Annotated in this window: 26 protein-coding genes and 1 pseudogene; 11 read left to right on the top strand and 16 right to left on the bottom strand. The window is 33.5% G+C overall.

All coding sequences use genetic code 11. From position 1 onward, the window contains the following. The first annotated feature begins 324 nt into the window (after positions 1–324). Positions 325–690 carry a hypothetical protein gene (locus A9G47_RS03265; RefSeq protein WP_065642153.1) on the top strand — a complete coding sequence of 122 codons (366 nt, stop codon included), beginning with the start codon at positions 325–327 and terminating at the stop codon, positions 688–690. A gap of 809 nt (positions 691–1,499) precedes the next feature. Here the strand turns inward: A9G47_RS03265 and A9G47_RS03260 are convergent. Genes A9G47_RS03260 through A9G47_RS03245 form a run of 5 tightly spaced genes read right to left on the bottom strand, consistent with a single transcriptional unit; the run spans position 1,500 to position 3,167 of the window. Further along, positions 1,500–1,721, bottom strand: coding sequence for a DUF7336 domain-containing protein (locus A9G47_RS03260; RefSeq protein ID WP_065642152.1), 222 nt, complete (start codon positions 1,719–1,721; stop codon positions 1,500–1,502). Between the two features lie 56 nt (positions 1,722–1,777). Then, entirely contained in the window at positions 1,778–1,990 is a 213-nt protein-coding gene (locus tag A9G47_RS03255; protein WP_065642151.1) for a hypothetical protein, read from the bottom strand. A 46-nt stretch (positions 1,991–2,036) separates the two neighbouring features. Continuing rightward, entirely contained in the window at positions 2,037–2,459 is a 423-nt protein-coding gene (locus A9G47_RS13490; RefSeq protein ID WP_081303511.1) for a hypothetical protein, read from the bottom strand. Between the two features lie 46 nt (positions 2,460–2,505). Then, positions 2,506–2,676 carry a hypothetical protein gene (locus A9G47_RS14175; protein ID WP_176700649.1) on the bottom strand — a complete coding sequence of 57 codons (171 nt, stop codon included), beginning with the start codon at positions 2,674–2,676 and terminating at the stop codon, positions 2,506–2,508. Beyond that, positions 2,673–3,167 carry an integrase core domain-containing protein gene (locus tag A9G47_RS03245; RefSeq protein WP_141674801.1) on the bottom strand — a complete coding sequence of 165 codons (495 nt, stop codon included), beginning with the start codon at positions 3,165–3,167 and terminating at the stop codon, positions 2,673–2,675. The genes A9G47_RS14175 and A9G47_RS03245 overlap by 4 nt, the downstream gene beginning before the upstream one ends. A gap of 439 nt (positions 3,168–3,606) precedes the next feature. On the opposite strand from A9G47_RS03245, the gene A9G47_RS03240 reads away from it, so the two are divergent. The 6 genes from A9G47_RS03240 to A9G47_RS03215 all read left to right on the top strand — a co-directional run bounded on the left by A9G47_RS03240 (position 3,607) and on the right by A9G47_RS03215 (position 11,658). After that, entirely contained in the window at positions 3,607–3,912 is a 306-nt protein-coding gene (locus A9G47_RS03240) for a hypothetical protein (protein WP_065568028.1), read from the top strand. Between the two features lie 96 nt (positions 3,913–4,008). Beyond that, the gene (locus A9G47_RS03235) at positions 4,009–4,323 is read left to right on the top strand and encodes a hypothetical protein (protein ID WP_065568027.1); all 315 of its coding nucleotides are present in this window, start codon (positions 4,009–4,011) and stop codon (positions 4,321–4,323) included. A gap of 154 nt (positions 4,324–4,477) precedes the next feature. After that, complete coding sequence (locus tag A9G47_RS03230; RefSeq protein ID WP_065642149.1) at positions 4,478–4,789, top strand: hypothetical protein; 312 nt, start codon at positions 4,478–4,480, stop codon at positions 4,787–4,789. A 490-nt stretch (positions 4,790–5,279) separates the two neighbouring features. After that, the gene (locus A9G47_RS13875; protein WP_141674800.1) at positions 5,280–6,041 is read left to right on the top strand and encodes a hypothetical protein; all 762 of its coding nucleotides are present in this window, start codon (positions 5,280–5,282) and stop codon (positions 6,039–6,041) included. 619 nt (positions 6,042–6,660) lie between these two features. Next, a complete protein-coding gene (gene nifJ / locus A9G47_RS03220) occupies positions 6,661–10,203 on the top strand; it encodes a pyruvate:ferredoxin (flavodoxin) oxidoreductase (protein ID WP_065642147.1) in 3,543 nt (1,180 codons plus the stop codon). Between the two features lie 267 nt (positions 10,204–10,470). Further along, a complete protein-coding gene (locus tag A9G47_RS03215) occupies positions 10,471–11,658 on the top strand; it encodes a pyridoxal phosphate-dependent aminotransferase (RefSeq protein ID WP_065642146.1) in 1,188 nt (395 codons plus the stop codon). Positions 11,659–11,735: 77 nt separating this feature from the next. Here the strand turns inward: A9G47_RS03215 and A9G47_RS03210 are convergent, their stop codons facing one another. The 4 genes from A9G47_RS03210 to zapB form a co-directional block, all read right to left on the bottom strand. Next, positions 11,736–12,200, bottom strand: a complete 465-nt coding sequence (locus A9G47_RS03210; RefSeq protein WP_065568023.1) for a C40 family peptidase — start codon at positions 12,198–12,200, stop codon at positions 11,736–11,738. A gap of 22 nt (positions 12,201–12,222) precedes the next feature. Next, entirely contained in the window at positions 12,223–13,581 is a 1,359-nt protein-coding gene (locus A9G47_RS03205; RefSeq protein WP_065568022.1) for a GTPase/DUF3482 domain-containing protein, read from the bottom strand. A gap of 1 nt (position 13,582) precedes the next feature. Further along, on the bottom strand, positions 13,583–14,887 hold the full coding sequence (locus A9G47_RS03200) for a DUF2868 domain-containing protein (protein WP_065642145.1): 1,305 nt from the start codon (positions 14,885–14,887) through the stop codon (positions 13,583–13,585). An 81-nt stretch (positions 14,888–14,968) separates the two neighbouring features. Next, positions 14,969–15,214 carry a cell division protein ZapB gene (gene zapB / locus A9G47_RS03195; RefSeq protein WP_065568020.1) on the bottom strand — a complete coding sequence of 82 codons (246 nt, stop codon included), beginning with the start codon at positions 15,212–15,214 and terminating at the stop codon, positions 14,969–14,971. A 100-nt stretch (positions 15,215–15,314) separates the two neighbouring features. On the opposite strand from zapB, the gene tpiA reads away from it, so the two are divergent. Further along, entirely contained in the window at positions 15,315–16,079 is a 765-nt protein-coding gene (gene tpiA / locus A9G47_RS03190; RefSeq protein WP_065568019.1) for a triose-phosphate isomerase, read from the top strand. Between the two features lie 273 nt (positions 16,080–16,352). Here the strand turns inward: tpiA and A9G47_RS03185 are convergent, their stop codons facing one another. The 4 genes from A9G47_RS03185 to corA all read right to left on the bottom strand — a co-directional run bounded on the left by A9G47_RS03185 (position 16,353) and on the right by corA (position 19,150). Continuing rightward, positions 16,353–16,775, bottom strand: a complete 423-nt coding sequence (locus tag A9G47_RS03185; protein WP_065568018.1) for a YcgN family cysteine cluster protein — start codon at positions 16,773–16,775, stop codon at positions 16,353–16,355. Beyond that, complete coding sequence (locus tag A9G47_RS03180) at positions 16,772–17,020, bottom strand: YcgL domain-containing protein (protein WP_176700648.1); 249 nt, start codon at positions 17,018–17,020, stop codon at positions 16,772–16,774. Before A9G47_RS03180 ends, A9G47_RS03185 begins: the two co-directional genes overlap by 4 nt. Positions 17,021–17,045: 25 nt before the next feature. Then, complete coding sequence (locus tag A9G47_RS03175) at positions 17,046–18,005, bottom strand: glucokinase (RefSeq protein ID WP_065568017.1); 960 nt, start codon at positions 18,003–18,005, stop codon at positions 17,046–17,048. A gap of 203 nt (positions 18,006–18,208) precedes the next feature. Then, positions 18,209–19,150, bottom strand: coding sequence for a magnesium/cobalt transporter CorA (corA, locus tag A9G47_RS03170; protein WP_065568016.1), 942 nt, complete (start codon positions 19,148–19,150; stop codon positions 18,209–18,211). Positions 19,151–19,369: 219 nt separating this feature from the next. Between corA and A9G47_RS03165 the strand changes: the two genes are divergently transcribed. From A9G47_RS03165 to A9G47_RS14165, 3 genes are all read left to right on the top strand, one after another. Further along, positions 19,370–19,891 carry a single-stranded DNA-binding protein gene (locus A9G47_RS03165; protein ID WP_065568015.1) on the top strand — a complete coding sequence of 174 codons (522 nt, stop codon included), beginning with the start codon at positions 19,370–19,372 and terminating at the stop codon, positions 19,889–19,891. Positions 19,892–20,056: 165 nt separating this feature from the next. Beyond that, positions 20,057–20,221: a hypothetical protein gene (locus A9G47_RS14170; protein ID WP_176700647.1), complete on the top strand. Its 165-nt coding sequence runs from the start codon at positions 20,057–20,059 to the stop codon at positions 20,219–20,221. Positions 20,222–20,260: 39 nt separating this feature from the next. Then, positions 20,261–20,419 carry a hypothetical protein gene (locus A9G47_RS14165; protein WP_176700646.1) on the top strand — a complete coding sequence of 53 codons (159 nt, stop codon included), beginning with the start codon at positions 20,261–20,263 and terminating at the stop codon, positions 20,417–20,419. A gap of 946 nt (positions 20,420–21,365) precedes the next feature. Here the strand turns inward: A9G47_RS14165 and A9G47_RS03155 are convergent. From A9G47_RS03155 to A9G47_RS13870, 3 genes and pseudogenes are all read right to left on the bottom strand, one after another. Beyond that, positions 21,366–22,433: a beta family protein gene (locus A9G47_RS03155; protein ID WP_065568014.1), complete on the bottom strand. Its 1,068-nt coding sequence runs from the start codon at positions 22,431–22,433 to the stop codon at positions 21,366–21,368. A 620-nt stretch (positions 22,434–23,053) separates the two neighbouring features. Then, a pseudogene (locus A9G47_RS14585) lies at positions 23,054–23,229 on the bottom strand (helix-turn-helix domain-containing protein); the annotation flags it as partial. Positions 23,230–23,357: 128 nt separating this feature from the next. Beyond that, complete coding sequence (locus tag A9G47_RS13870; RefSeq protein ID WP_065568013.1) at positions 23,358–23,504, bottom strand: helix-turn-helix domain-containing protein; 147 nt, start codon at positions 23,502–23,504, stop codon at positions 23,358–23,360. Between the last annotated feature and the right edge of the window lie 225 nt (positions 23,505–23,729).

Raw genomic sequence — 23,729 nt, 5'->3', positions numbered from 1 at the left:
GACGAAATTCCATTGACGATAAAATAAAATTTTAATAGACCTATTCGATTTTAATGTTTATCATGATCATATTCTTAAAATCCCGTCCATAATTTGTATAAAAATTAGTATTTACGAGATTAGTACGAGATTAATTTATAGCACATCATGCATATACCCCCTCCGAATGTAAGTACAATCATTTCCAATTGAGGAACAGTAAGAAATACCGCTGACGATACCATCTCCAATACATTCCCATTTTTAAAAGGGCTATCTGAATTGTTGTTTTGCTGATTATTTTTAAATGTTACATTTTTATTTTTGTTTGTAGGAATACAAAAAATGACAAGAGACCATCATTTTAAGAAAAAATATAATCTAGCTTATTATGCCATTCAATATAATTGTGAATTGTTAATTCGTGAAACTCAAACAATAATAAATAACGAAGGTTCCGCGTTTGATCGATTAACGCAGCTTCTTACCAAGAAACGCGATATTAAGCGTGGTTGTTTAGTAGGACAATTAGCTCATGATAAACAAATAATGAATCAACCAGAGCTAGCATCAAAAGTAACCTACACTTTCAAATGGATACAGAATGAAATTGAACAACTATTAACAATAGGTATTAGAGAGGGTAGTATTTCTAATATATTTTCTCCATTTGAAGGGAGAATTCTTATAATGTCCTTATTGCAAGGTTAGTATGTTGTATCAAAGGGATTGCAAGTTCAAAATTACTTCGACTTGAGTATTAATCAATTTTAAAAAACGCTTTCTCCAAGTGAAAAATTCATTTGGAAAACTTGAATTAAATATTAGCGCAAGCAAGGAAAATAACCGAAGAAGGGTTAACGATTTATAACACCGAAATACCTCATAGGTATTAAATAACATGACACCAATTGAATATAAAACATTAAAACAGGTAGCTTAATTTTCTACGTGAGTTTGTATTAAGTTTGGAGGTATACATATATAGCCTATACTTAATTTTAATTATTTATTTCTTTTTGGAACAAATTTAAATGCTAATTTTAGGAAATTGACGACGATATAAAGCATTTTTCAGTGTGTTACAAACTAAATATCTATCAATATGTGAACTGGTTTGCTATCCAATCACTTTTCGACCAAATAAATCATTACTTAGAGGTATCACCAGCTATTTAATGTATTGGGCTGTAAACCATGAAATAAGCTTGTAACAAAAGGGTTAATGTTATTATCCCTATCATTTTACAACAATAAAAATCAAATAAAATCAATAGCTTTTCTGACTGTTTTTTATCATGCTCGGCTAATCTTTCTTTCTAATATATCATAGCCCTTTACTCTGATATCATTTACTAATCTTGGTGCGCCTAAACGGGTTTTATGCTGTCAATTTTCTTAGGCTTTTTTCATCCATTTTGTATCTACCTATTTTTTACCCATTCGCTTAGTTCAAAATAGGCAAATACATAAATTTATTTACAGCGCCATCAATAAACTGTAAAAGTTATTCATTAAATCTACTCAGGTAAATCAACAAAGCCATCAACCCAACCATCACGATTAACAACATCTTCAATAATCTGAAAACCATCGGGAAAATCAATAAATCCTGGTTTATTTTTGTGTCTTTCTATAGCCAATTCAGCTTGCTTATAACTACTATAAATGCCGACTATTTTTACGTCCTCATCGTCTGTATCTTCATAAAGAATATGATATAAAAAATAAACTTTTTGCATCTCCTTACTCCTATATTTTATTTGCTTCACAAATTTATTTATAAGTTCAATACAACCTAGTCATTAAACCCATCTGCCCAATAATCTTTATCAATAACATATTCATCAATATAAAAGCCATTCGGGTAATCAATAAAACCTGGTTGGTCTTTAACTCTATTTTTTGCTTCTTCAGCTAATTTATAGCTGGTATAAGTGCCAATTTCTTTATTATCTTCATCAGCATTACCTTCATCTCTAATATGATGTAAATGATAGACTTTTTGCATATATTCTCCTGTAATTTATAAAAGCATTTTTAGTGCTTGGTATATTTTATTTAATAAAACCTTCACACCAACCATCACGATTAAGAACATCTTTAATAATCTGAAAACCATCGGGAAAATTGATAAATCCTGGTTTATTTTTGACTCTTTCTATAGCTAATTTAGCTTGCTTAGCACTACTATAAATGCCGACTATTTTTACGTCCTCATCATCTGTATCTTCATAACGAATATGATATAAAAAATAAACTTTTTGCATCTCCTTAAACCCATCAGCCCAATAATCTTTATCAATAACATATTCATCAATATAAAAGTCATCCGGGTAATCAATAAAACCAGGCCGGTCTTTAACTCTATTTTTTGCTTCTTGAGCTAATCTATAGCTGGTATAAGTGCCGATTTTTTTACTATCTTCATCAGCAGTACCCATATCTCGAATATGATATAAAACATAGACTTTTTGCATATATTCTCCTGTAATTTATAAAAGCATTTTTAGTGCTTAGTATATTTTATTTAACAAAACCTTCACACCAACCATCACGATTTAAAACACTAGCAAAAATCTGAAAATCATCAGGATAATCAATAAATCCTGGTTTATTTTTGACTCTTTCTAGAGCGAATTTAGCTTGTTTATGTAAATACCCCAAACTTAGTACACAACTCTCGTAGAAAATCATGCTGCTTGTTTTAGTGTTTTATACTCAATCGGTGTCATGTTATTTAATGCCTCATGCGGTCTTTCGGTGTTATAAATCGTTAACCATTCTTCAGTTATTTTCCTTGCTTGCGCTAAGTTGTTAAAAAGATATAAATCGAGTACTTCAGTACGATAGGTACGATTAAATCGTTCAATATAGCCATTTTGATATGGGCTACCGGGCTGGATATAATCAATGGTTATATCATGTGATTTAGTCCAATTTATAAAGGTTTTTCCTGTAAATTTTGGCCCATTATCGACCCATATTTTTAATGGATACCCATGATATTCGGCCAGTTTATCTAAGTAACGGGTAATCCTTCCTGCTGGTAAGCTTACTGCAATATCAATACCTAACGCCTCACGATTAAAGTCATCGGTGACATTGAATGTCCTAAAGCGACGTTGATTACGACTACTGTCACTCATAAAATCCATTGACCAACATTCACCTTGTTTATCAGGCACCAATAGCTTTTCTGGTGTTCGTGGGGGTGTAACTATCCCCTAAAATAGTACAAATCATAGGAGAACACATTATGTGTCAAAAAATTTAGCGCAGAGTTTAAACAATAGGCAGTGGTTTGATATTGCTTTATCCACTTATCTAATGTGGATTTAGTGATGTCATATTCAGTAATAATATTTGTTTATTTTTTAGCATGTTGATATAGAATCATCATTTGTTTTTTTATTGGTAAGTAAAACGGCGTTTTTTTCTTCTTGAAATGCGATTTGTCATGGGGGATTTCTTTTGTTTTTTTGTTTATCGTAACAATAACCTGATAAAACGGATACTAATTAGTATAGCCTATCCGCCCCTCCTTCAGTAAAAAATAAGGTTGGGGGAAGATATACATTGATGTAAAAGAGAATTAATAGCCTTAATAAATAATGGGGAAATCCAATGGCAGAACTAAAAAAATATGAATTAATAAAAACGATGATATATGAGGTAGATACTGATGAAGATTCCATAGAATATCGATTAGAAATATATAGAAGAGAAAACGTATTTAAAGGCATCGTCTATAGAAAGGAACTCTATCGAATGCGAGCTAATTATAAAGGAGGTCTTGCAAAGTGCGATGAATCTATGTTTAGTCCAGATAATAATTTCAGTCTTAATTTAATGAATTATAATGAATCAGAAGAAGATATCATTAATATTTTTTATAATGAATTAGAGAAAAATGTTAGCTCTCTCAATTAATTATAATTACTATATAAATTGATATAGGTTAAAGAAAAGTTGAGTCGTGTTGCTTAGTATCTTGTAATACTCAAATAAACACTGGAAAAAATTAAAATGGCAAAGATAAAAAAATATGAATTAATAAAAACAATCATTTATGAATTAAGTAAAGATGAGCATTACGAAGAATTTAAATTAGAAATTTATAAAGGAGACAAAGATTTTAGAGGTATTGGTTATTGGTTAGACTCATATAGATTGAAACGTCGTGATGATGTTAAAGGATTTGTAAATAGCGATGTATCTTTATTTCTTGAAAATCATAATTTTTATAATGATTTAATTTGTTACAACAAGTCGGAAGAAGATATCATTAATAATTTTTATATTAGGTTAGAGAAAATATTTGGGCCACTCAATTTGTTATAATTATCATTATTTTTAAAATTAATTAAGCTAATGTAGCTTATTCAGTACCAGCCTAGCTTTGCTGAGATAGATAACCATAATACCTTTGGACAAGTATCTATATAAATTGATATAAAATAGAATTAAGAGTACTAATAAATAATGGGAAAACTCAATGGCAGAACTAAAGCAATATGAATTAATAAAAACAATAATTTACAAAGTTGATACCAAAGATGATTACGTAGAATATAAATTAGAAGTCTATAAAGGAAATAACGGATTTAAAGGAATTATTTATAGAAAAGATTGCTATAGAATGACAGCTCATGCTCGTTATGATGAAAGTTTTATAGATTTCGATAATAATCTATTTACTCTAGATAATAATTTTAATCGTTGTTTAATTAATTATGATGAATTGGAAGAAAATATCATTAATCATTTTTATATTGAATTGGAGAAAATTGGAGGCCATCTCAATTAATTGTAATGGCTATTATTTCAAATTAAATTGAATTCTGTTGGAAAGCGAAATAGGTTTAATTCTCGCAAAAAAATGGGCAAATGTCACTTCTATGATATAACTAACAATCATAAGAGAGCATATTATATGTCAAAAAATTTAGCGCAGAGTTTAAACAATAGGCAGTGGTTTGATATTGCTTTATCCTCTTATCTAATGCGGATTTAGTGATGTCATACTCAGCAATAATATTCGTTTATTTTTTAGCATGTTGATATAGAATCACCATTTGTTTTTTTAATTGGTAAGTAAAACGGCGTTTTTTTCTTCTTGAAATGCGATTTGTCATCGGTGATTTCTTTTGTTTTTTTGTTTATCGTAACAATAACCTGATAAAACGGGTACTAATTAGTATAGCCAGTCCAAATATTTTGATGAGTATCAATCAGATAGATAGTGAAATAAAAAGATGTTATAAAATTAGTGATAAATTAAAAAAGGAACTTCAATGGTGAAAAAGGTAATAGCACCTGAACAGGAAAAATATGATGTTATATATGAAAAAATATTATTCAATAAAATAACGGAGGCATTTTCTTGGCGAGAGCGACCGAAAGCGATGCGGGAATTAGGTCCAATAATGATGCCTGATGATGAAATAGCGCTAAAACAATTTTTGGGTAAGAATTGGCAAGATATTACTCTTGATATATACGTAAACTATGATGATGCTTTATTTTTATTTACTCCATCAGCCTATGCTTATTATTTACCTGGGTTACTTATTACTTCAGTTAAAGCTATGGATATAGCTATAGCTGAAGATGAAGCTATAGTTAGAGCTGAGGCTGAGGCTGAAGCTGAGGCTAAAGCTAAAGCTATAGATATAGCTTTAGGTAGAACTAGAGCTAAAGTAAGAGCTAAAGCAAGAGCTATGGCTAGAGCTGAGTCTTTAGCTAAAGCAAGAGTTATATGGAATAAAAAAGCAAGAATTAAAGATCTTATAGATAAAATCGTATTTTGGATTATGGATTTTGAAAAAATACTGTCTGAGAGCCATCTATTTGAACGCTGGACAATATTAACCATTGAAGAATATTTAGCAGTTAAAGCTTGGTTAATATGGATTACAAGAGAAGATACCTATCAAGATGATGAAGATATCTATCAAAATGATGAAAGTCTATGTCAAAATGATGTAATGAATTCTTTAATTAGCCTAGACAAACTTATTGACCTTGCTAAGCAACGAGAAAAATGGCGCTGTAAATAAATTTATGTATTTGCCTATTTTGAACTAAGCGAATGGGTAAAAAATAGCTAGATACAAAATGGATAAAAAAGCCTAAGAAAAATGGTAGTTGAGTAGTTACACATAGGATGAGAGTATTCAAAATTCTGTGTCATTTCGATTAACTAGGTGTAAAAAAGGAAATGACACAGAATTTTGAACACTCTTGGAAATAGGTATTACCAGTTTGTAGTATAACAATTACTTGCTTATCTGATATTTTGTCAATCAATTTGGCTGTTGCTTTTGTTTTTAAAAATCTATATATCTACCCATAACATATTGATGAATTTTAGCATAACATATCTAAAACATATCAACGTCATCCTATTAATGATTACCTTGCGCTTTTATGCTCATTATTTTCTATTCTTATTTTAGTTTTTTAGCTTGCTGATATCATTTTTATAATCGTCATTTAGGTATATATTAATTTAATTAATTGAATTAATTAATTTTGTCTTTTTATGTTTTTATTTTGTAAGGCAATAGCAAAATGTTTAACATAAAAATAACTAAAAGCTATCTTAGTTTCTGTTACAATATATTAATAATTAAAAAGTTAGTAATGTCATAACGCTATAAAATTAAAGGTTTTTTAATGATCATATCAGATGCTAATAGTGCAGTGTCATCTGTTGCTTATCGTGCAAACGAAGTCATCGCTATTTATCCAATTACGCCAAGCTCAACAATGGCAGAGCAAGCTAGCACATGGGCGGAATTTAATAAGCCCAATGTGTTTGGCGATACGCCACGAGTAATTGAAATGCAATCCGAAGCAGGCGCAATTGCTACGGTTCATGGTGCATTAATGACTGGTGCGCTTGCGACTTCGTTTACTTCGTCACAAGGTTTACTTTTAATGATCCCATCGCTATATAAAATAGCTGGTGAACTTACACCTTTTGTTTTGCATGTTGCTGCACGAACAGTTGCAACGCATGCCCTTTCAATTTTTGGCGATCATTCTGATGTCATGGCAATTAGGCAAACGGGTTTTGCCATGCTTTGTTCAAGTTCGGTGCAAGAAGCACAAGATTTTGCCTTAATTGCACAAATGGCCAGTTTAAATAGTCGCCTTCCTTTTGCTCACTTTTTTGATGGATTTAGAACATCGCACGAAGTTAATAAAATCTATCCACTGAGTGATGAACAGATCCATAACTTATTACCGCATAAGGCTATTAAAGCTTATCGAGCACAAGCTTTAACGCCTGACAAACCAGTAACACGCGGTACATCAGCTAATCCTGACACCTATTTTCAATGCCGAGAAGCAATAAATACCTATTATGATAATGCTTATCAGCATGTTGTTAATGCTATGGATGCTTTTGCAATAGAAACAGGCAGAAGATATCAGCCTTTTGAATATTACGGCGCTAGTGATGCCGAACGCATTATTGTGATTATGGGATCGGGAGCTAGCACAACCAAAGAAGTGGTTGATGTGCTACTTAAACAAAATGAAAAAGTTGGTGTTGTGATCGTTAGATTATTTCGCCCTTTTTCTGCCGAACATTTACTTGCAGTGATCCCAAATACTGCCCAAAAAATCGCAGTTCTTGATAGAACTAAAGAACCAGGAGCGCAAGCCGAACCTCTGTATTTAGATATTATTACTGCTTTTGCCGAAAGCCTATCGCGAGGAGAGCGCACATGCATGCCACTGATTGTTGGGGGGCGTTATGGGTTATCGTCAAAAGAGTTCGATCCTCGCTGTGTACTTGCGATTTTTACTGAGTTAAGAGCGGATAAGCCAAAACCTCGTTTTACCGTTGGTATTTATGACGATATAACAGGTCTTTCTTTACCATTACCAAACTGCTCTATTCCACAAAAATCTGCACTTGAAGCTCTTTTTTATGGGCTCGGTAGTGATGGCACCGTTTCAGCAACCAAAAATAATATTAAAATTATTGGCGATAGCTCACCTTTTTATGTACAAGGGTATTTTGTGTATGACTCTAAAAAGGCCGGCGGTTTAACTGCATCTCACTTACGTGTCAGTTTAGATCCAATCGATTCACCTTATTTAATTACCAGCGCTCATTTTATTGGTTGCCATCAAGATCAGTTTATCGATAAATATCAGATTGTTGATAAACTAAAAGATGATGGTATCTTTTTGCTTAACACACCCTATAGTAAAGATGAGATTTGGCATCGTCTACCCAAAGAAGTGCAAGTACAATTAATTCAAAAACGCGCACATTTTTATATCATAAATGCGGCCAAAATTGCTCGTGAATGTAACTTAGGTGCCAGAATAAATACCGTCATGCAAGCAGCATTTTTTCACCTTGCTGAAATTTTCAAAAATGATTTTAATATCAGCCAATTAAAAGAAGTCATTGCTAAAAGTTATAGTAGTAAAGGGCAAAATTTGGTCGAAAATAACTGGAAAGCTCTCGATTTAGCTATTGCTTCGTTGGAACAAGTTCCGCTTAGTTGCGTTGATCAAAGCAGTGCAACTATGCCATCTATTGTGCCAGCTAATGCACCAAATTTTGTTAAAACAGTCACTGCTGCCATGTTAGCTGGTTTGGGTGATAGCTTACCTGTATCAGCATTTCCACCTGATGGCACATGGCCGATAGGCACAACTAAATGGGAAAAACGTAATATTGCTGAAGAAATTCCGATTTGGCAACCCGAATTGTGTACTCAATGTAATCATTGTGCCGTTGCTTGCCCACATGCAGCCATTCGAGCCAAAGTTGTTGAGCCTAACGATATGGATAATGCACCAGATTCATTAAGCTCGCTTGAAGTGAAAGCTCGCGATATGAAAGGCCAACGCTATATATTACAAGTTGCGCCAGAAGATTGTACTGGTTGCAATTTATGTGTTGAAGTTTGCCCTGCACGTGATCGTAATAATTTTGAAATTAAAGCCATCAATATGCAATCACGTATCGACAATCTTGATACTCAGCGAGCTAATTTTGAATACTTTACCGCATTGCCAGATCGTGATATCAAAACGCTTGAACGCATTGATGTACGTACATCACAATTACTTACACCACTATTTGAATATTCTGGTGCTTGCGCTGGTTGCGGTGAAACACCATACATAAAATTGTTAACACAACTTTATGGCGATCATTTAGCTATTGCTAATGCTACTGGTTGTTCATCAATATATGGTGGCAACCTTCCATCATCCCCTTATACCACTGATCGTGATGGGCGAGGACCTGCTTGGGCAAATTCGCTATTTGAAGATAATGCTGAGTTTGCATTAGGTTATCGCATTACTTATGATCAACATAAAAAACGAGCATTGCGTTTGCTTGATTATGTTGCAGGCGACATTTCACCAGAAATTGTTATCGCTTTAAAATCATCAGAAACATCAATTGCTGAAAAACGCCAACAAGTCGCCTTGTTACGTGAACAGCTTGCCCATTTAGGTTCTGCGCAAGCACAAGAATTGATCGAAGATGCCAATTATTTGATTGATAAATCAGTTTGGGCCATTGGTGGCGATGGCTGGGCTTACGATATTGGCTTTGGTGGGCTTGATCATGTGATGAGCTTAACGGATAACGTCAATATATTAGTATTAGATACTCAGTGTTATTCTAATACTGGTGGCCAACAGTCAAAAGCAACCCCTATGGGCGCTGTATCAAAATTTGCAGATTTAGGTAAGCATAAAGCCCGTAAAGATCTTGGTGTTAATATAATGATGTATGGTCATGTCTATGTCGCACAAATTGCGTTAGGCTCGCAACTTAATCAAACACTTAAAGCTTTGCAAGAAGCCGAAGCCTATAATGGACCATCGCTAGTTATTGCTTATAGCCCATGTGAAGAGCATGGTTATGATCTTGCTAAATCACACGAACAAATGAAAGATTTAGTCAAATCAGGATTCTGGCCGCTGTATCGTTACGATCCACGTCGCATGGCTGAAGGTAAGCCAGGTTTATTGCTTGATTCAAGAGCACCGAACAGCGATTTATTATCTGGGATATTATTGAAAGAACAGCGTTTCCGTCGCTTAGAAACACTTGAACCAACAATTGCTAATACCTTACATGAACGTTCAACTAAAATGGTGGATTCTAAATATAAATTCTTACAGATGCTGGCAACCTATTCAGACATAGAAACACCAGCAGAGAGTTAAGCGCTATTATCCACGAATAGTTGATAACATATCCCTCAAAGAACCGTTAATAATAGCGGTTCTTTTTTTGCGCCCTTTTTGCACAGTAAAGCGCCACATTAGTGCACACTTAAATCATCATGATGTAGATGTTAAACAAGAATAATCATTATTTTATTATTTTTATCACACAAAGTGCTTCCTTTCTTGCACTTATTATAAGCTTGGTATTATTTTTGCATAATTTATTATTGACCACATAAAAAATAATTAAAGATGAGGTGAATCATGGTGTGTAACCTAAATATCAGTAGAAGAAAGTTATTAACATTTTCAAGTGCAGCAATTGCCGGATTATCCGTTAATCAACTATTATCTAAAGCGTATGCTCAACAAGTACAAAATTCGACTTCATTCTCACTACCGATGCTTGATAAAGCCGTAGTGCCAGATGCAACTCACCCTATTCGGCTCAATTTTAACGAAAATGCGTTAGGCATGTCATCATTAGCCAAACAAGCAGCCATTGATGCCGTTTGGAAAGCAAATAGATATGCAAAAGCTGAAATGCCACTTTTAAATAAAGCATTAGCTCAATACCATCAAGTAAGTGATACACAAATTCTTTTGACAGCAGGTTCATCAGAAGGGATCCGTAGCACTATTTCTGCTTTTGTAAAACCTGATGCTCAATTAGTGATACCCGAACTCACCTATAGTGATGGTGAACATTTTGCCAAAATATTTCATTTAAAAATCACTAAAGTGCCATGTTTAACCGATTGGAAAATTGATATAAACGGTTTAAGAAAAGCGGTTGAAAATTATCAAGGATTTTCTATTGTTTATTTAGTTAACCCCAATAATCCTACTTCTACTGTATTTGGCATTAATGAAATTGAATCATGGATAAAAAGTAAACCTAAAAACACCATTTTTATTTTCGATGAAGCTTATGCCGAGTTTGTCAATGATCCAGCTTTTGAGTCAGCAGACAAATTTATTACCCAAGGGTATGACAATATTGTACTGCTTAAAACATTTTCTAAAATTCATGCAATGGCTGGATTACGAGTAGGTTACATTGTCAGTACAGAAGAAAACACTAAAAACATAGCCCAGTATGTAGCAGGCGAAAAGCTTAATTATTGTGGAGTTTGTGCGGCATTGTCATCACTAAAAGATACTCAATATTTGGCTTATTGTAAAAAAGTAATTGATGTATCACGTGAAATTATGGAAAAAGTATTATCCGAGCTTGGATTTCATTATCTTAAATCAGAAACCAATTTTATGTTTCATAAAACCTCTATTGCATTAAATGATTATCGGGAATTAATGAAAGAAAAATTTATATTAGTTGGCCGAGATTTTTCCCCTGCCACTGATTGGTGTCGTATATCACTTGGCACTCCGGAAGAAATGCTTTATGTAGCAAAAGTAATGCGTGAATTAAGACAAAAATCAATGATTTAATTATAGAGGAAAAGAATAAAATAACATTAAAGCACTCTAAATAGATTGAATTTAGAGTGCTTTAATTTCATATAGATTTAGCTTTTGCTAGTTATTAAACGGCGTGCCATCCAATAATGCTTCTTCCAGTAACTATCATTCAAGTTTGAATAAATCACACCTTTTGATGTTGAAGCATGTAAAAATTTACCATTAGCATAATAAATCCCAACATGTAAACCACTGCGGCTACGGCCTGTCTTAAAGAATACCAAATCACCTGCTTTAGGCTTATTAACTTTAACACCTAATCGAGCTTGCTCAGCCGCACTTCTTGGTAAGTTTTTTGAGAGTTTGTTTTTGAAAAAATTCATTACCAATGCAGAACAATCACTACCCGCTAACGTGGTGCCTCCATAGCGATAGGGCGTATTTTGCCATTTTTTATAATGGGAGTCTATTTTAGCTAACATAATCGAATCAGATTTAGTTTTTTTGCTTGAAACCTGAGGTTGGCTAGAACTACAGCCAAATAGCATAAAAATAGACAAAACAAATGTCATTATTAGAAAACATTTCTGCGTGCTAATGCAACTGCTCAGCAACGTTCCTAATAGTCGATTGCCATTTTTTATCATTTCTTTTTGTTCCTTTATTTAAAGTCGACCAATGCGAATAACGTCTAGCTACCTTTAAACTTTTAGGCAACACACCTTTTTCCCATTCTTGTTTGTCTAATTTTGATAACTTAATAGGCGATGTGTTCGCATGGCTTCGATAATTTAAACTTTCTTTAAGATTCATAAGCCTTAAAGAAAAAAAACAAATAATCACATCATCAATACTTAATTTTCTATATCCAGAAAGTTGGTATCGCATTCTAGAGCCATAATGTTTAGCTGTTTGCATTAAACTACCAACAGCGCCCCCAATTAAGGCTGCTGAGCCAAGCGTAATTCCGCCTGCAGCTAAATCGATGCTTGCCCCAATAGTTGCACCTGACACAAAACCTTTTGCCAGCTGTTTGCTCATCGTTTTTAGCGCATCTATATTAAATAGATCGGCATTATAACGACCTTTTATTAAAGGTAAATGCTCTTCACTCTCTAGTACAGAATTGAATTGATAAAGTTTTAACAATTCGTTTATTGCTAATTGTTCCCGCTTTCTTACTTGATTTTGCATATCTACAATAGCTTGTTTGTCATCTGATTTTACCATTTTATAAAAAGCAGTGACATCAACTAATGCTTCTGCGATAATCAAATTAGCACTGTGATTGCGAGATTCGCGCATTTGCACAATGTGATCTAGCCATTGTTCTAAAATAACCTTTGCAGGTTCAATTAATAAAGCTAGGCTTTTGTACAGCCGCTCCTCGCCGTCTATGGGAGACACTATAGCATCAAACTTTATGATAGCATGAATCCCCACACGTGAAAGCAATTTTTTCCATTCCTTTTCATTTTTTTCCTCATGGGCAGTAAAATTTAGCACGGCTAACAATGGCTTATCACCGCTGGCTAAAATAGTCAATTCATCATGATATTTAGCAAGAATAGGTTCTCGCACATCAATAACATATATAGCCGCATCACTTTTTAATAACTGTCTAATGACTTTGGCTTCTTGATCAAAAGAATTTTCTGCTTCAGGACTTTGTAAAAAATTTGTTAATTTATCAACACCATCGAGCCTACTATTTGCTGGCGTTATATGATTAATATAATCATATAATGCCAAGCTGTCTTCTAATCCAGGCGTATCATAGAAAATGATTGACTTTTGCTCATCTAAAGGCACTTTAATGGACTCAACATGCCGAGTTGTTCCAGGTTTATCAGAAACATCACCAAAGCGACTATTTCGAGTTAAAGTTCGTAATAACGAAGTTTTACCTACATTTGCATGCCCTACCACGGCTAATTTTAATGTTGTTAACATGTTAAAATTCCTCGTTTAACCATGTTGGTGTAGCTGATTGTAGTGATAAAACCTGCCAATTATTAAGTTGCTTACCTTGATTAATAAACCAAATTCGGTTTTGTTGTGATTTATTCATCAATTGATTAATTAAATTTAACATTCCCCTATCAGGAGTCCTATCAGTATCAATAGCAATTAATAATTTTTTAGCTGGTGATAATTGTAAATAATCTAAAATATTACGGCGTTGCTCGCGTGTATTTAAAAAACCTAAAAAAGTAACTGAACCTGGTGGTGACCAATCTTCCTGTATGTCAATGGCGACCAAAAAAGCGCCTTGCCCATCTTCTATAAAGTGGTTGGTTAAGCGAGATACCTTATCTTTTCCTTTACTATCCGCATCTTCAACATTAACTAACAATGGTTGTAAGTCATTAGCTAACAATTGGTAACAGGCAGTTTGAGTATTTAATTTAATTTGCCGACAACTTCTTATCCAGTTAAGCCCGCAAATCACCATACAGAGCAATCGAATGATTAATCCATAAACACAAAAAATCCCAAGTAGCCAAATTGCCCATGCAGAACGTGCGTCACTGGCATTTAATGCTTGTTCACTGAGTCTTATAATATCATTGTTTGGAATGGTAAAACCGATGAAAGAAGGCAACCAACCTAAATAATGAGTTAAGTTAATAATAGCATCCGAACTCAGTAATGTTGTTTTCCACTCAAATCGATAATGTTGAGTTGAAAATAAAACAACTAATACTAATAGCGCACTACTTAATATAAGGGTCCAAAAAAGATTGAGAACAAAACCAATTAACCAACGGATACGTACACCAAATAACTCAACAAAAGCGGGAATAAGCTGCTGTACTGTCTTTTTCTGAGAAAATTTTTTAGTCAGCCATAGCCAACAATAAACAAGTAAACTCCCACCAAGATTTGAAAAAAAGAAAAAAGAAAGTAACCAAATGCATAAGGTAACTAAATGTACGCCTAATAAGCTAAAAATAGCCCAATACAAATTAATCGGATCTTGGCTTAAAGCGCCAAAAGCCAAGGTTGCCCCAAATATAGTGGATAAAAAAAGTAATATAATAAAAGAAAGTTTTGCTGCACGTAATAATGTTTTTTGCGCTGAAAGCAAACCATTTTCTTGAGACAACATGACAGCACGCATCACAATACGATTAGTAAGTGATGTCTGCATCGCTCTTACTTGTCTATTAATATCTTGATCTGCAAACCGCCCAGATTCGTTTTCAATTAAATGAATAGTCTGAGTGATCCATAAAGATTTTAGCTCTTCTCGCATTGAACTTAAATTTCGTCATAGCCTTTAGTAAAAAATAAAACAAACGCGACATAAGTCGCGTTTACAAGTAAAGTAGCTAACTTATTGGGTAATTTCACCTATTTTAGTTAATAACGTTTGAATACGTTGTTGCCACATTTGTTGATCTTGTTTTAGCTTGTCATTTTCATCACGCAACGCTTTCATTTCATCAGAACTATCATTAATCAACTGTTCCAACTCCTGATTGCCTTGTTTTAAAGTAGCAATCTCTTGTTGTAATGTCGTGATAGTATTAACAGTATGTTGGATTTTACTCTCTAATTGATTCAATATTTCTAATGACATATTTTTCCTCAAGCTCAAATTATTTGGTGTATAATGCCAATCATTATACCGAATTCATTCTAAAATCAACACTATTTTAAACTTTAAGTTGGAGAAAATTATGCGTAAACCACTTGTTATGGGAAATTGGAAGCTCAATGGTAGTACCGACATGGCTAAAAGCTTAGTCGCAGGGCTACGAAATGAGCTATCAAATAACACGGCTTGCAATGTTGCAATAGCACCACCGGTAGTCTACCTTGATTTGGTAAAACATCAGTTAGATGGCTCTAATATTATTTTGGGAGCTCAAGATGTCGGCATTAATCTGTCTGGTGCTTATACAGGTGAAGTCTCTGTTGAAATGCTAAAAGATATCGGCGTTAGCCATATAATTATTGGGCATTCAGAACGTCGCACTTACCACAAAGAATCTGATGAATTTATTGCTAAAAAATTTGGTGTAATAAAAGAAGCTGGTTTAGTCCCTGTTTTATGTATTGGTGAAACAGAAGCAGAAAACGAAGCTGGACAAACACAAGCTGTTTGCGCTCGCCAAATTGATGCGGTAATTAAAGCGCTTGGCGTTCAAGCATTTATCGGCGCAGTTATTGCTTATGAACCCGTTTGGGCGATTGGAACTGGCAAATCAGCAACTCCAGCACAAGCACAAGCTGTTCATAAATTTATTCGTGACCATATAGCTAAACAAGATGCTAAAGTTGCTGAACAAGTAATCATTCAATATGGTGGTTCGGTTAATGACAAAAATGCCGCTGAGCTATTTACTCAACCAGATATTGATGGGGCATTAGTTGGTGGGGCATCACTAAAAGCAGATGCTTTTGCAGCAATTGTTAAAGCCGCTGAGCAAGCTAAAAAATAAACCACATATATAAGAAAAATATATAAGAAAAGGCATTTATTGCGCCTTAGCTCATTGTTAATAGACCTCGATATAATTCGAGGCCTATTTATTGATGCCTTTATTTCTACTGAGGACTAAATTAATTACTTCCTGTTGAGACTATATGTCTGATTTTTAACAACAAAAAATCACTTTAGGTTATTAACAATCCATACCAAATTGAGTATAGAAATACCTATTAAAAACGCAGGTTTAACCACAGTTTTAAGAAGGCAATAATGCTGGTCTGTATTAGATAATGTGATCTTCCCAACAGATCACATCTTTTTCGTAAACAATGCGATTTTTAACCGATATTTTTAGCTTATGCATAAGCTTCTTATTGCCTGTAATAAGTGGGTGCCAATCAGGTAGCGTGCCTTTTTCAGAAAAATAACGATACGTGCAAGTAACAGGTAACCATTCGATAGTAAGTAAATTTTCACGTGTTAACTTAATACAATCTGGTTCATAATCAAAGCGATTATAATAATGTTTACACTGACAAGTATTAGAATCAAGCAAATTACAAGCCACATTGGTGTATAAGATTTCGTCCGTATCTTCATCCATAAGTTTATTCAGGCAACACTGACCACAACCATCGCAAAGTTGTTCCCACTCTTCGTCGCTCATTTTATCTAACGTTTTATATTCCCAAAATGGTTCAATCATACCTTAAAATCATCTTCTTTTAACATCTGCAAGAAAAAGCCATCTGTTTTTATTTTTTGTTCGATTTCATCTGAAGAGCCAACAACAAAACGTCGTTTGCCATCAAGTAATACTTTCATCACAAATACTGGCGTACCAAAAATCGAAAGTATCTTCTCTGGAATGCTTGAAAAGTTATTTTCATGTTCCATATATAAATAACAGTTTTCTTTTTTGGTACTTCGATAAATATAACACCACATCATAAAATAAAACCTTATCAATAAATCTTTATTTAAGACTATTTTGCAAATAAACACCTGCACCCAATAGCCCTGGATCCTCATGAGTTATTACATAAACGGGGATTTTTTTGACTAAATATGACATTCGACCTTTATGCTCAAATGCCTCTCTAAATGGTGATGCTTTAAAAAACTCAATAAAACGCGGTACAATCCCTCCAGCAATATAAACCCCACCTTGTGTATTAAGTGTTAAAGCCAAATTACCACCAAACCGCCCCATAAAGGTACAAAAATAAGTTAAAGTTTGCAAACAAAGTGGGCAACTATTTGATAAAGCATTATTGACAATAATGTCAGGTGTCACCTCTTCTATAGGTTTATTATTAATATGTAACAAAGCTTGATAAATATTAACAATGCCACTGCCTGAAAGAAACCGCTCGGTCGAAACTCGTCCAAATTTTTTTCTTAGTTGAGCTAAAATACGATCCTCTTCATCACTAATCATCGGTAGCTCTGTGTGCCCACCCTCACCAGATAAACTAACCCAGCGTTGGTTAACTTTGATTAAATGAGAAACACCAAGCCCAGTGCCAGCGCCATAAATTGCAATTGGATAATTTAAATCAGGCTCACCGCCCTCAATTTTAACTAATTCATTTTTTGATAATTGAGGAATCGACATTGACACAGCGGTAAAATCATTAATTACTTCCAGTTTTGTAAGATTTAATGCTTGAATCAACTCAGAACGTGAAAATGACAAATCATTGTTGGTCAGATTGATCACATCCTCGCTATCAATGGGGCAAGCAATAGCAATACAAGCCATTTTAACAGTTACTGATTGGGATGCTAAATAATCTTTAATTAATGTTAATAAAACATCATTTTTTGAGATAAGAATTTTAGTGATTGCCGATAACTTATTAGTTGTTAAATCATACAGTGCAAATCGCGCATTGGTTCCACCAATATCAGTAACTAGTGCATATTGACTCATGTTGTTCCCTTCTGTGACAAATTAATTATACTAATTCAAATAGCAGTATTTATATGTATCCGCTATACAAAGTGCAACAGGTAATATTATGAACTATTTATCATCATTTAACTAATTTACCTTAATGATATTACTTAGGCGAGGCTCCGCTAAGCTAAGTTAGCGGAGAAAAAGTCTTAAAGATTATTTAAAATAACCAAGAACTATAACCATTTTTTTAGTTTAAAATAAATATAAGGTGCAACCCCCGCTAACAACATTAATAGTAACGAAAATGGATAACCATATTCCCATTTTAATTCGGGCATAAATTCAAAGTTCATACCATAAGCAGAAGCAACCACAGTTGGCGGTAAAAATACAACCGACACAACCGAGAAAATCTTAATAATTCGGCTTTGTTCTATATTGATGAAGCTAGTCGCAGCTTGCATTAAAAAGTTTACTTTTTGAAATAACGACTCATTATGAGGAACAAGCGACTCAATATCTCGAATAACTTCACGTGCTTGTTCAAGCTGATCGGTCGGCATTTTGGCGCGACGAACTAAATAGTTAACCGCACGTTGGCTATCCATTAAACATAAGCGTACTTTCCATGCAGTATCTTCAAGCTCTGCCAATGAGGTGATCGCTTCATCATAATGTTCCTGTGCAGAACGATCCATAATAATGGAGCTTAGCTCTTCTAATTCGCTATAAATATTTTCGATTTGATCAGCTAATTGCTCCACTTTAACTTCAAATAGATCAAGCAATACTTCATAGGGATTACCATCAATCATAGTTTGATAACGTGAGCGCATTCGGTACAAGCGAAATGCGGGTAGATCACGTTCTCGCAATGTAAATAGTCGCCCATTATGCACAGTAAATGCTACTGTTGAATTGCCTGCTCGATCTTCTGCATCAGCATAAAAAAAGAAAGAGTGAACATGTAATCCTTCATTATCCTCAAAAAAACGAGCTGACGCTTCAATATCATCTAATTCAATACTCGTTGCTAAGTTTTGCCCTAAATGTGTTAAAACAAAATCACGATCGGCCTCTTCTGGCTCTATTAAATCAATCCAAGTCGCATTATTTATATCGTCTTCATTAATTTTTACCAATTGTTTGTTTTTTAACCCAAACGCATTAATCATAAGGTCTCCAGTAGGGGAAATATGTTTAGAACAATACATCAACAAATGTCGGGTATTATACTCGTTATAGTAACAAATTCCTATGATTAGACTAATGTTTCTATATCTTTACAAAATGTGAACAAAATTCCATTAATAGAATTAAATTCGCTGATATTACTATAGTCTCATGCTACAATACATAGTTTAAAATACTTATGCAATTTTTAGGAGTTAATAATGGCCAATCGAGGAATAAATAAAGTCATTTTAGTTGGTAACCTAGGTCAAGACCCAGAAGTTCGTTACATGCCGAATGGTAACGCGGTTGCTAATCTTAGTTTAGCAACATCAGAATCCTGGAAAGATAAACAGACTGGCGAAACTCGTGAGCGCACTGAATGGCATCGAGTTGTTGTTTTTGGTAAATTAGCCGAAATTGCAGGTGAGTACATAAAAAAAGGCACTCAAGTGTATATTGAAGGTCAATTACAAACAAGAAAGTGGCAAGATCAATCAGGTAACGATCGTTATACAACAGAAGTTGTTATCAACCCAATAGGCGGTACATTGCAAATTTTAGGTTCTCGCAATAACAACGAAGCAGCAAGTAACGGTTCATGGGGACAAAGTGCCAATAATTATTCATCTGCGCCAGAAGCACAATCTCGCCCAACAATGCAAGGTGCACCAACTTCAGCCCCTCAACCCGCAGCTATGCCTGAGCCTCCAATGGATTTTGATGACGATATTCCATTTTAAATACTATACATAAAACATAAAGAAACCAAGAGATGCATTTAATATCAATGCATCTCTTTTTTACATTTGTTGGTCACGCTTTATGTACCTACCCCCTAAAATAGTGCAACAAAAAAGTAGAAAATTCTCTATGATAAAAGTAAAAGGGGATTTAATGATAAAAAAATGACTGAACATCAAATCGTAACTATTTTAAAAGTAGCTGAACCTTTAAAAGTAGCTGAAACCGGTATGATCCTCGCAAAAAATGACAAATGCCATCTCTATGATATAACTAACAATCATAAGGGACACATTATGGTCAAAAAATTCAGCGCAGAGTTCAAATAACAAACGGTTGATTATGCATTAGCTAATGCGCATTTTCCATTGGCTAAAACCACTAACTATTTAGGTATTGATAAATCAACGCTGGATAAATGGCTTAGGCAACTTAACCCTAACAAAACTAGTAAACGCGAGCTAATTTGTGAGCAACAAAAAATGATTGCGCTAGAAAAAAACAAAGCACAAAAAATTAGCCTATGAAATGCTAAAAAAGGCGTATGTGTACTTTATCAACCATCCAAGTCGGTGAAGTACCAATATACGAAGCAACATTTGTTACCATACCCATTACCGCTAATCTGCCGCCAGTTAAAAGCTAGCGTATCAGGTTATTCTGTTTGGCTAAAGCGTGAATCAAATCAAATGAACTATTTGAGAATATCAAAGCGCTTTATTGGCAACATAAAGCTCGTTTAGATGCACCAAGCTTAGTAGATGATATCAAGGGCAAGGGCTAGGATGTATCATAAAGAAAGATTAGATTAGCTGAGCATGATAAAAATCAGTCAGAAAAACCATTGATTTTATTAAAGTTTTTATTTTATAACATAATGAAAAATAATCACATTAATTCTTTTGCTACAAGCCTATCATTATGATGTGCTGACTAATACATAAAGTATATTGATAAGTATTTAGTTTGTAACTCACTCAAAATAGACTAACAAACGTTTATTGATACCTATTCAAGGCGGGCTTTTGCCAAAGTCTATACTAAAAAATCAGTTTAATTGCAGCTGATAAAGCGCTTTCTTTTTCGATAGAGAACAGATGCCACTATTACGCACACCAATCAACCTAGGCACAGAATATAATGGACATAAAGGAAAGCCATGCTTATGAACTTTATCCTAACTAGCAGAGATTGAACACACCAAAACCAAAGCTTATAGCCCGCAGACGAATAGGATTTGTGAACGATTTCATAAGACAATAAACGCCGAATATTACAATGTAATGTTCAGTCGTAATATTTATACTGAATTATGCATTTTTTTACGCCTAAATCGTCTTGAGTTTCTATGTTTTTGGCTAGTTCAGTCACTAACTCTCTTGATTTTTTTCATCCATTTTTATTCACCTATTTTTTGTACATTAGAATAAGTTAAAAATAGGCAAATACACAAATTTATTTACAGGATCAAGCTTAAGGCATTCTGGCAATAGAAGTAATATGTTGATTAATCCTTATGCCATCCCATGTTCCTGAATGACCATTATTAATGGTTTTATTTGCAATGTTATAAATTTGAGTGTCTCCCCAACTAAAATAATTACCGTGATAAAAATTTTCTGAAACAAGGCAATTAGCTAAATCAATAAATTTACTAAATTCATGGTTATTGCCCGTTTTCATTTGATACCAATTATAATTATCGTAGTAAGTTACACATGGTATTATTTGCATTCCAGGAACATATTCAATTGGAGATGTTGGGTTAGTTGCACCATAGTCTCCATAAATTAGGTTTATTCCTTGAAATGAACTTTTTAAGTTAAAATATAGAAGTAAGTCAAGATTAGGTATTACATCCCAAACATCTCGATTGGGTGTTTCAGAGTGAGGCATTGCTTCCCCAACATCTCGATTGGGTATTTTTTGTGATGGAAATGATGTTGAGATTATTGAAACATCAATACCCTCATATTCAATTGAAAGCCTCTGTAAAATATAATCCAATCTATTTTGAATTACATTGATATTTTCACCAACTATTGATCCTATATCGCATAATACTAGCATCTTCTTAACATCATATGATGCCGCTAATAATGCAAATAAGTTATTAATTGAGCTTTGTGACAAATCCGTTATTCTTAATGCAATTTTTTTGTATTGTCTATTTTCAAGTTTAAATAAAAATTGAAGATTATCTCTCGTTCTAGACGGTAATATACTGATAACTGGGATTAAATTGTTATTAACATTAACAATTCTTTCATAAAATTCGTATTTATGTTGAAAAGCATTAGTATGATCTAATAAACCATTAACTTGATTATACTCATCATACATATCAGGAGTAATAAAAGAAGCATCAATCATAAATGGATAATTACCCCAATTAGGGAGAAAATTATTGAATAAGTAATCCGCCTTTAATTCTCCTCTTGTATTTATAAACGGCAGAATTTGATTTTTATCGCTGTCATACGTGTTAACTAATGCATTGATATCATTCATTCCTAATCTTAAATTTACTATATGAAACATTGTTTTCTCCTTACTTTCTAACTGGTTATATTATCTATTTTATTATATTCAAAAAACTCAAGCGGCTAGCTGTGTTTTCTTAATAGCATTGATTGGCTTAACATTACCTTGCCGTGTATGTAAAGTTGATCTAGCTCATCTTCATGTATTTTTCACGAGTCGTACAGTTTATTGTCGGATTTCATCCGAATAATATTTTTATATTACTTGTAATCGTTTGGCATATAAATTACGTATAGTAGCTCAAACTTAAACTAACGAACACTAATTATTCACCAGAATTTATTTTAACAAAATGTATGTCTAATGCACAAAATAAATTCTCCAGTTACTTTTCTTTAACTAACGCCTTTGTGTTTAGCCAAGTTTACCACGGTGTTTTGCCACAAAAATACTTGCCTAAATGCGCTCTTTCTTTATTATAAAATTTCAGCTTTTTTTTAATATCCTATTGAATTTTAGACAATTCATTATAAATCTTACATCAGAACATCACATCATAACATTCGGTTTTCATCGTTTTATAAAATTGCTCACCAATCTCATTTATCTGTTGGCTGTATACTTTGGTTTGGTGTACTTTGCATCTTCGAAGCTAAAATAAAGTTTATAAATTAGTTTTTACGAATTATTTTCTGAAGCGCTAGCACACCGCTTTGCTTATAAACTTTTTTGAAGCGATAATAGCTATCCCGACTATACCCCATTACTTTACAGATTTGTCGAACATTTCCTAACTGTTTACTGAACGCTAAAAGACCTAATTTAGGTTGATGATTTTTGCTGTTTGATTCATTTCTTTTCTGCCACGCCTTTTTTAATTATAAAATAACTCCGATTCCGATTGTTGATGAAACACACATGTGCTTTTTTAGTTCAATAATTTTTTGCTGATCACTAGTTAGCTCAAGTTTATTGGTTTTGTTAGGATTTAAGTTGTCTACCCCATTTATCCAATGTTGATTTGCCTATTCCTAAATGGTTAGCGATTTGAGCTAATGAAAAGTGAACATTAGATAAAGCATAATCCATCGCTTGTTGTTTGAAGCCTGCACTAAATTTTTTGACCATAATGTGTTCCCCTATGATTGTTAGTTATATCATAGAGGTAACATTTGTCTATTTTTTTGCGAGGATCACTTTCTCATTTTGTTACCTCTTATTTATATAAATTGTTTTTCTAAAGCATTTCGACCTACGATTGCGACCTAAAAATCAGTCAGAAAAACCATTGATTTTATTGGTTTTTATTTTGATGCTTTATAAAAAGCAATACTGCTTTATCCTATTTTTTAG

This window comes from Gilliamella sp. WF3-4 (genome assembly GCF_001690275.1).
GTDB lineage: Bacteria > Pseudomonadota > Gammaproteobacteria > Enterobacterales > Orbaceae > Gilliamella > Gilliamella apicola_C.
Note: the sequence above shows the minus strand (reverse complement) of the source record. Positions and strands in the feature narration are given on the sequence as shown.

Excerpts from the sequence above, each read along its gene's own strand:
- A9G47_RS03180 (WP_176700648.1), bottom strand. The coding sequence starts at position 17,020 with ATGATGTGGTGTTATATTTATCGAAGTACCAAAAAAGAAAACTGTTAT.
- A9G47_RS03205 (WP_065568022.1), bottom strand. The coding sequence starts at position 13,581 with ATGTTAACAACATTAAAATTAGCCGTGGTAGGGCATGCAAATGTAGGT.
- A9G47_RS03260 (WP_065642152.1), bottom strand. The coding sequence starts at position 1,721 with ATGCAAAAAGTTTATTTTTTATATCATATTCTTTATGAAGATACAGAC.
- A9G47_RS03255 (WP_065642151.1), bottom strand. The coding sequence starts at position 1,990 with ATGCAAAAAGTCTATCATTTACATCATATTAGAGATGAAGGTAATGCT.
- A9G47_RS03235 (WP_065568027.1), top strand. The coding sequence starts at position 4,009 with ATGGCAAAGATAAAAAAATATGAATTAATAAAAACAATCATTTATGAA.
- A9G47_RS03185 (WP_065568018.1), bottom strand. The coding sequence starts at position 16,775 with ATGATTGAACCATTTTGGGAATATAAAACGTTAGATAAAATGAGCGAC.
- A9G47_RS03210 (WP_065568023.1), bottom strand. The coding sequence starts at position 12,200 with ATGACATTTGTTTTGTCTATTTTTATGCTATTTGGCTGTAGTTCTAGC.
- A9G47_RS03165 (WP_065568015.1), top strand. The coding sequence starts at position 19,370 with ATGGCCAATCGAGGAATAAATAAAGTCATTTTAGTTGGTAACCTAGGT.
- A9G47_RS13490 (WP_081303511.1), bottom strand. The coding sequence starts at position 2,459 with ATGCAAAAAGTCTATGTTTTATATCATATTCGAGATATGGGTACTGCT.
- A9G47_RS03265 (WP_065642153.1), top strand. The coding sequence starts at position 325 with ATGACAAGAGACCATCATTTTAAGAAAAAATATAATCTAGCTTATTAT.
- A9G47_RS03230 (WP_065642149.1), top strand. The coding sequence starts at position 4,478 with ATGGCAGAACTAAAGCAATATGAATTAATAAAAACAATAATTTACAAA.
- A9G47_RS03155 (WP_065568014.1), bottom strand. The coding sequence starts at position 22,433 with ATGTTTCATATAGTAAATTTAAGATTAGGAATGAATGATATCAATGCA.
- zapB (WP_065568020.1), bottom strand. The coding sequence starts at position 15,214 with ATGTCATTAGAAATATTGAATCAATTAGAGAGTAAAATCCAACATACT.
- A9G47_RS03215 (WP_065642146.1), top strand. The coding sequence starts at position 10,471 with ATGGTGTGTAACCTAAATATCAGTAGAAGAAAGTTATTAACATTTTCA.
- A9G47_RS13870 (WP_065568013.1), bottom strand. The coding sequence starts at position 23,504 with ATGGTCAAAAAATTTAGTGCAGGCTTCAAACAACAAGCGATGGATTAT.
- A9G47_RS03175 (WP_065568017.1), bottom strand. The coding sequence starts at position 18,005 with ATGAGTCAATATGCACTAGTTACTGATATTGGTGGAACCAATGCGCGA.
- A9G47_RS14175 (WP_176700649.1), bottom strand. The coding sequence starts at position 2,676 with ATGATTTTCTACGAGAGTTGTGTACTAAGTTTGGGGTATTTACATAAA.
- A9G47_RS03200 (WP_065642145.1), bottom strand. The coding sequence starts at position 14,887 with ATGCGAGAAGAGCTAAAATCTTTATGGATCACTCAGACTATTCATTTA.
- A9G47_RS14170 (WP_176700647.1), top strand. The coding sequence starts at position 20,057 with ATGACTGAACATCAAATCGTAACTATTTTAAAAGTAGCTGAACCTTTA.
- nifJ (WP_065642147.1), top strand. The coding sequence starts at position 6,661 with ATGATCATATCAGATGCTAATAGTGCAGTGTCATCTGTTGCTTATCGT.
- tpiA (WP_065568019.1), top strand. The coding sequence starts at position 15,315 with ATGCGTAAACCACTTGTTATGGGAAATTGGAAGCTCAATGGTAGTACC.
- A9G47_RS03240 (WP_065568028.1), top strand. The coding sequence starts at position 3,607 with ATGGCAGAACTAAAAAAATATGAATTAATAAAAACGATGATATATGAG.
- corA (WP_065568016.1), bottom strand. The coding sequence starts at position 19,150 with ATGATTAATGCGTTTGGGTTAAAAAACAAACAATTGGTAAAAATTAAT.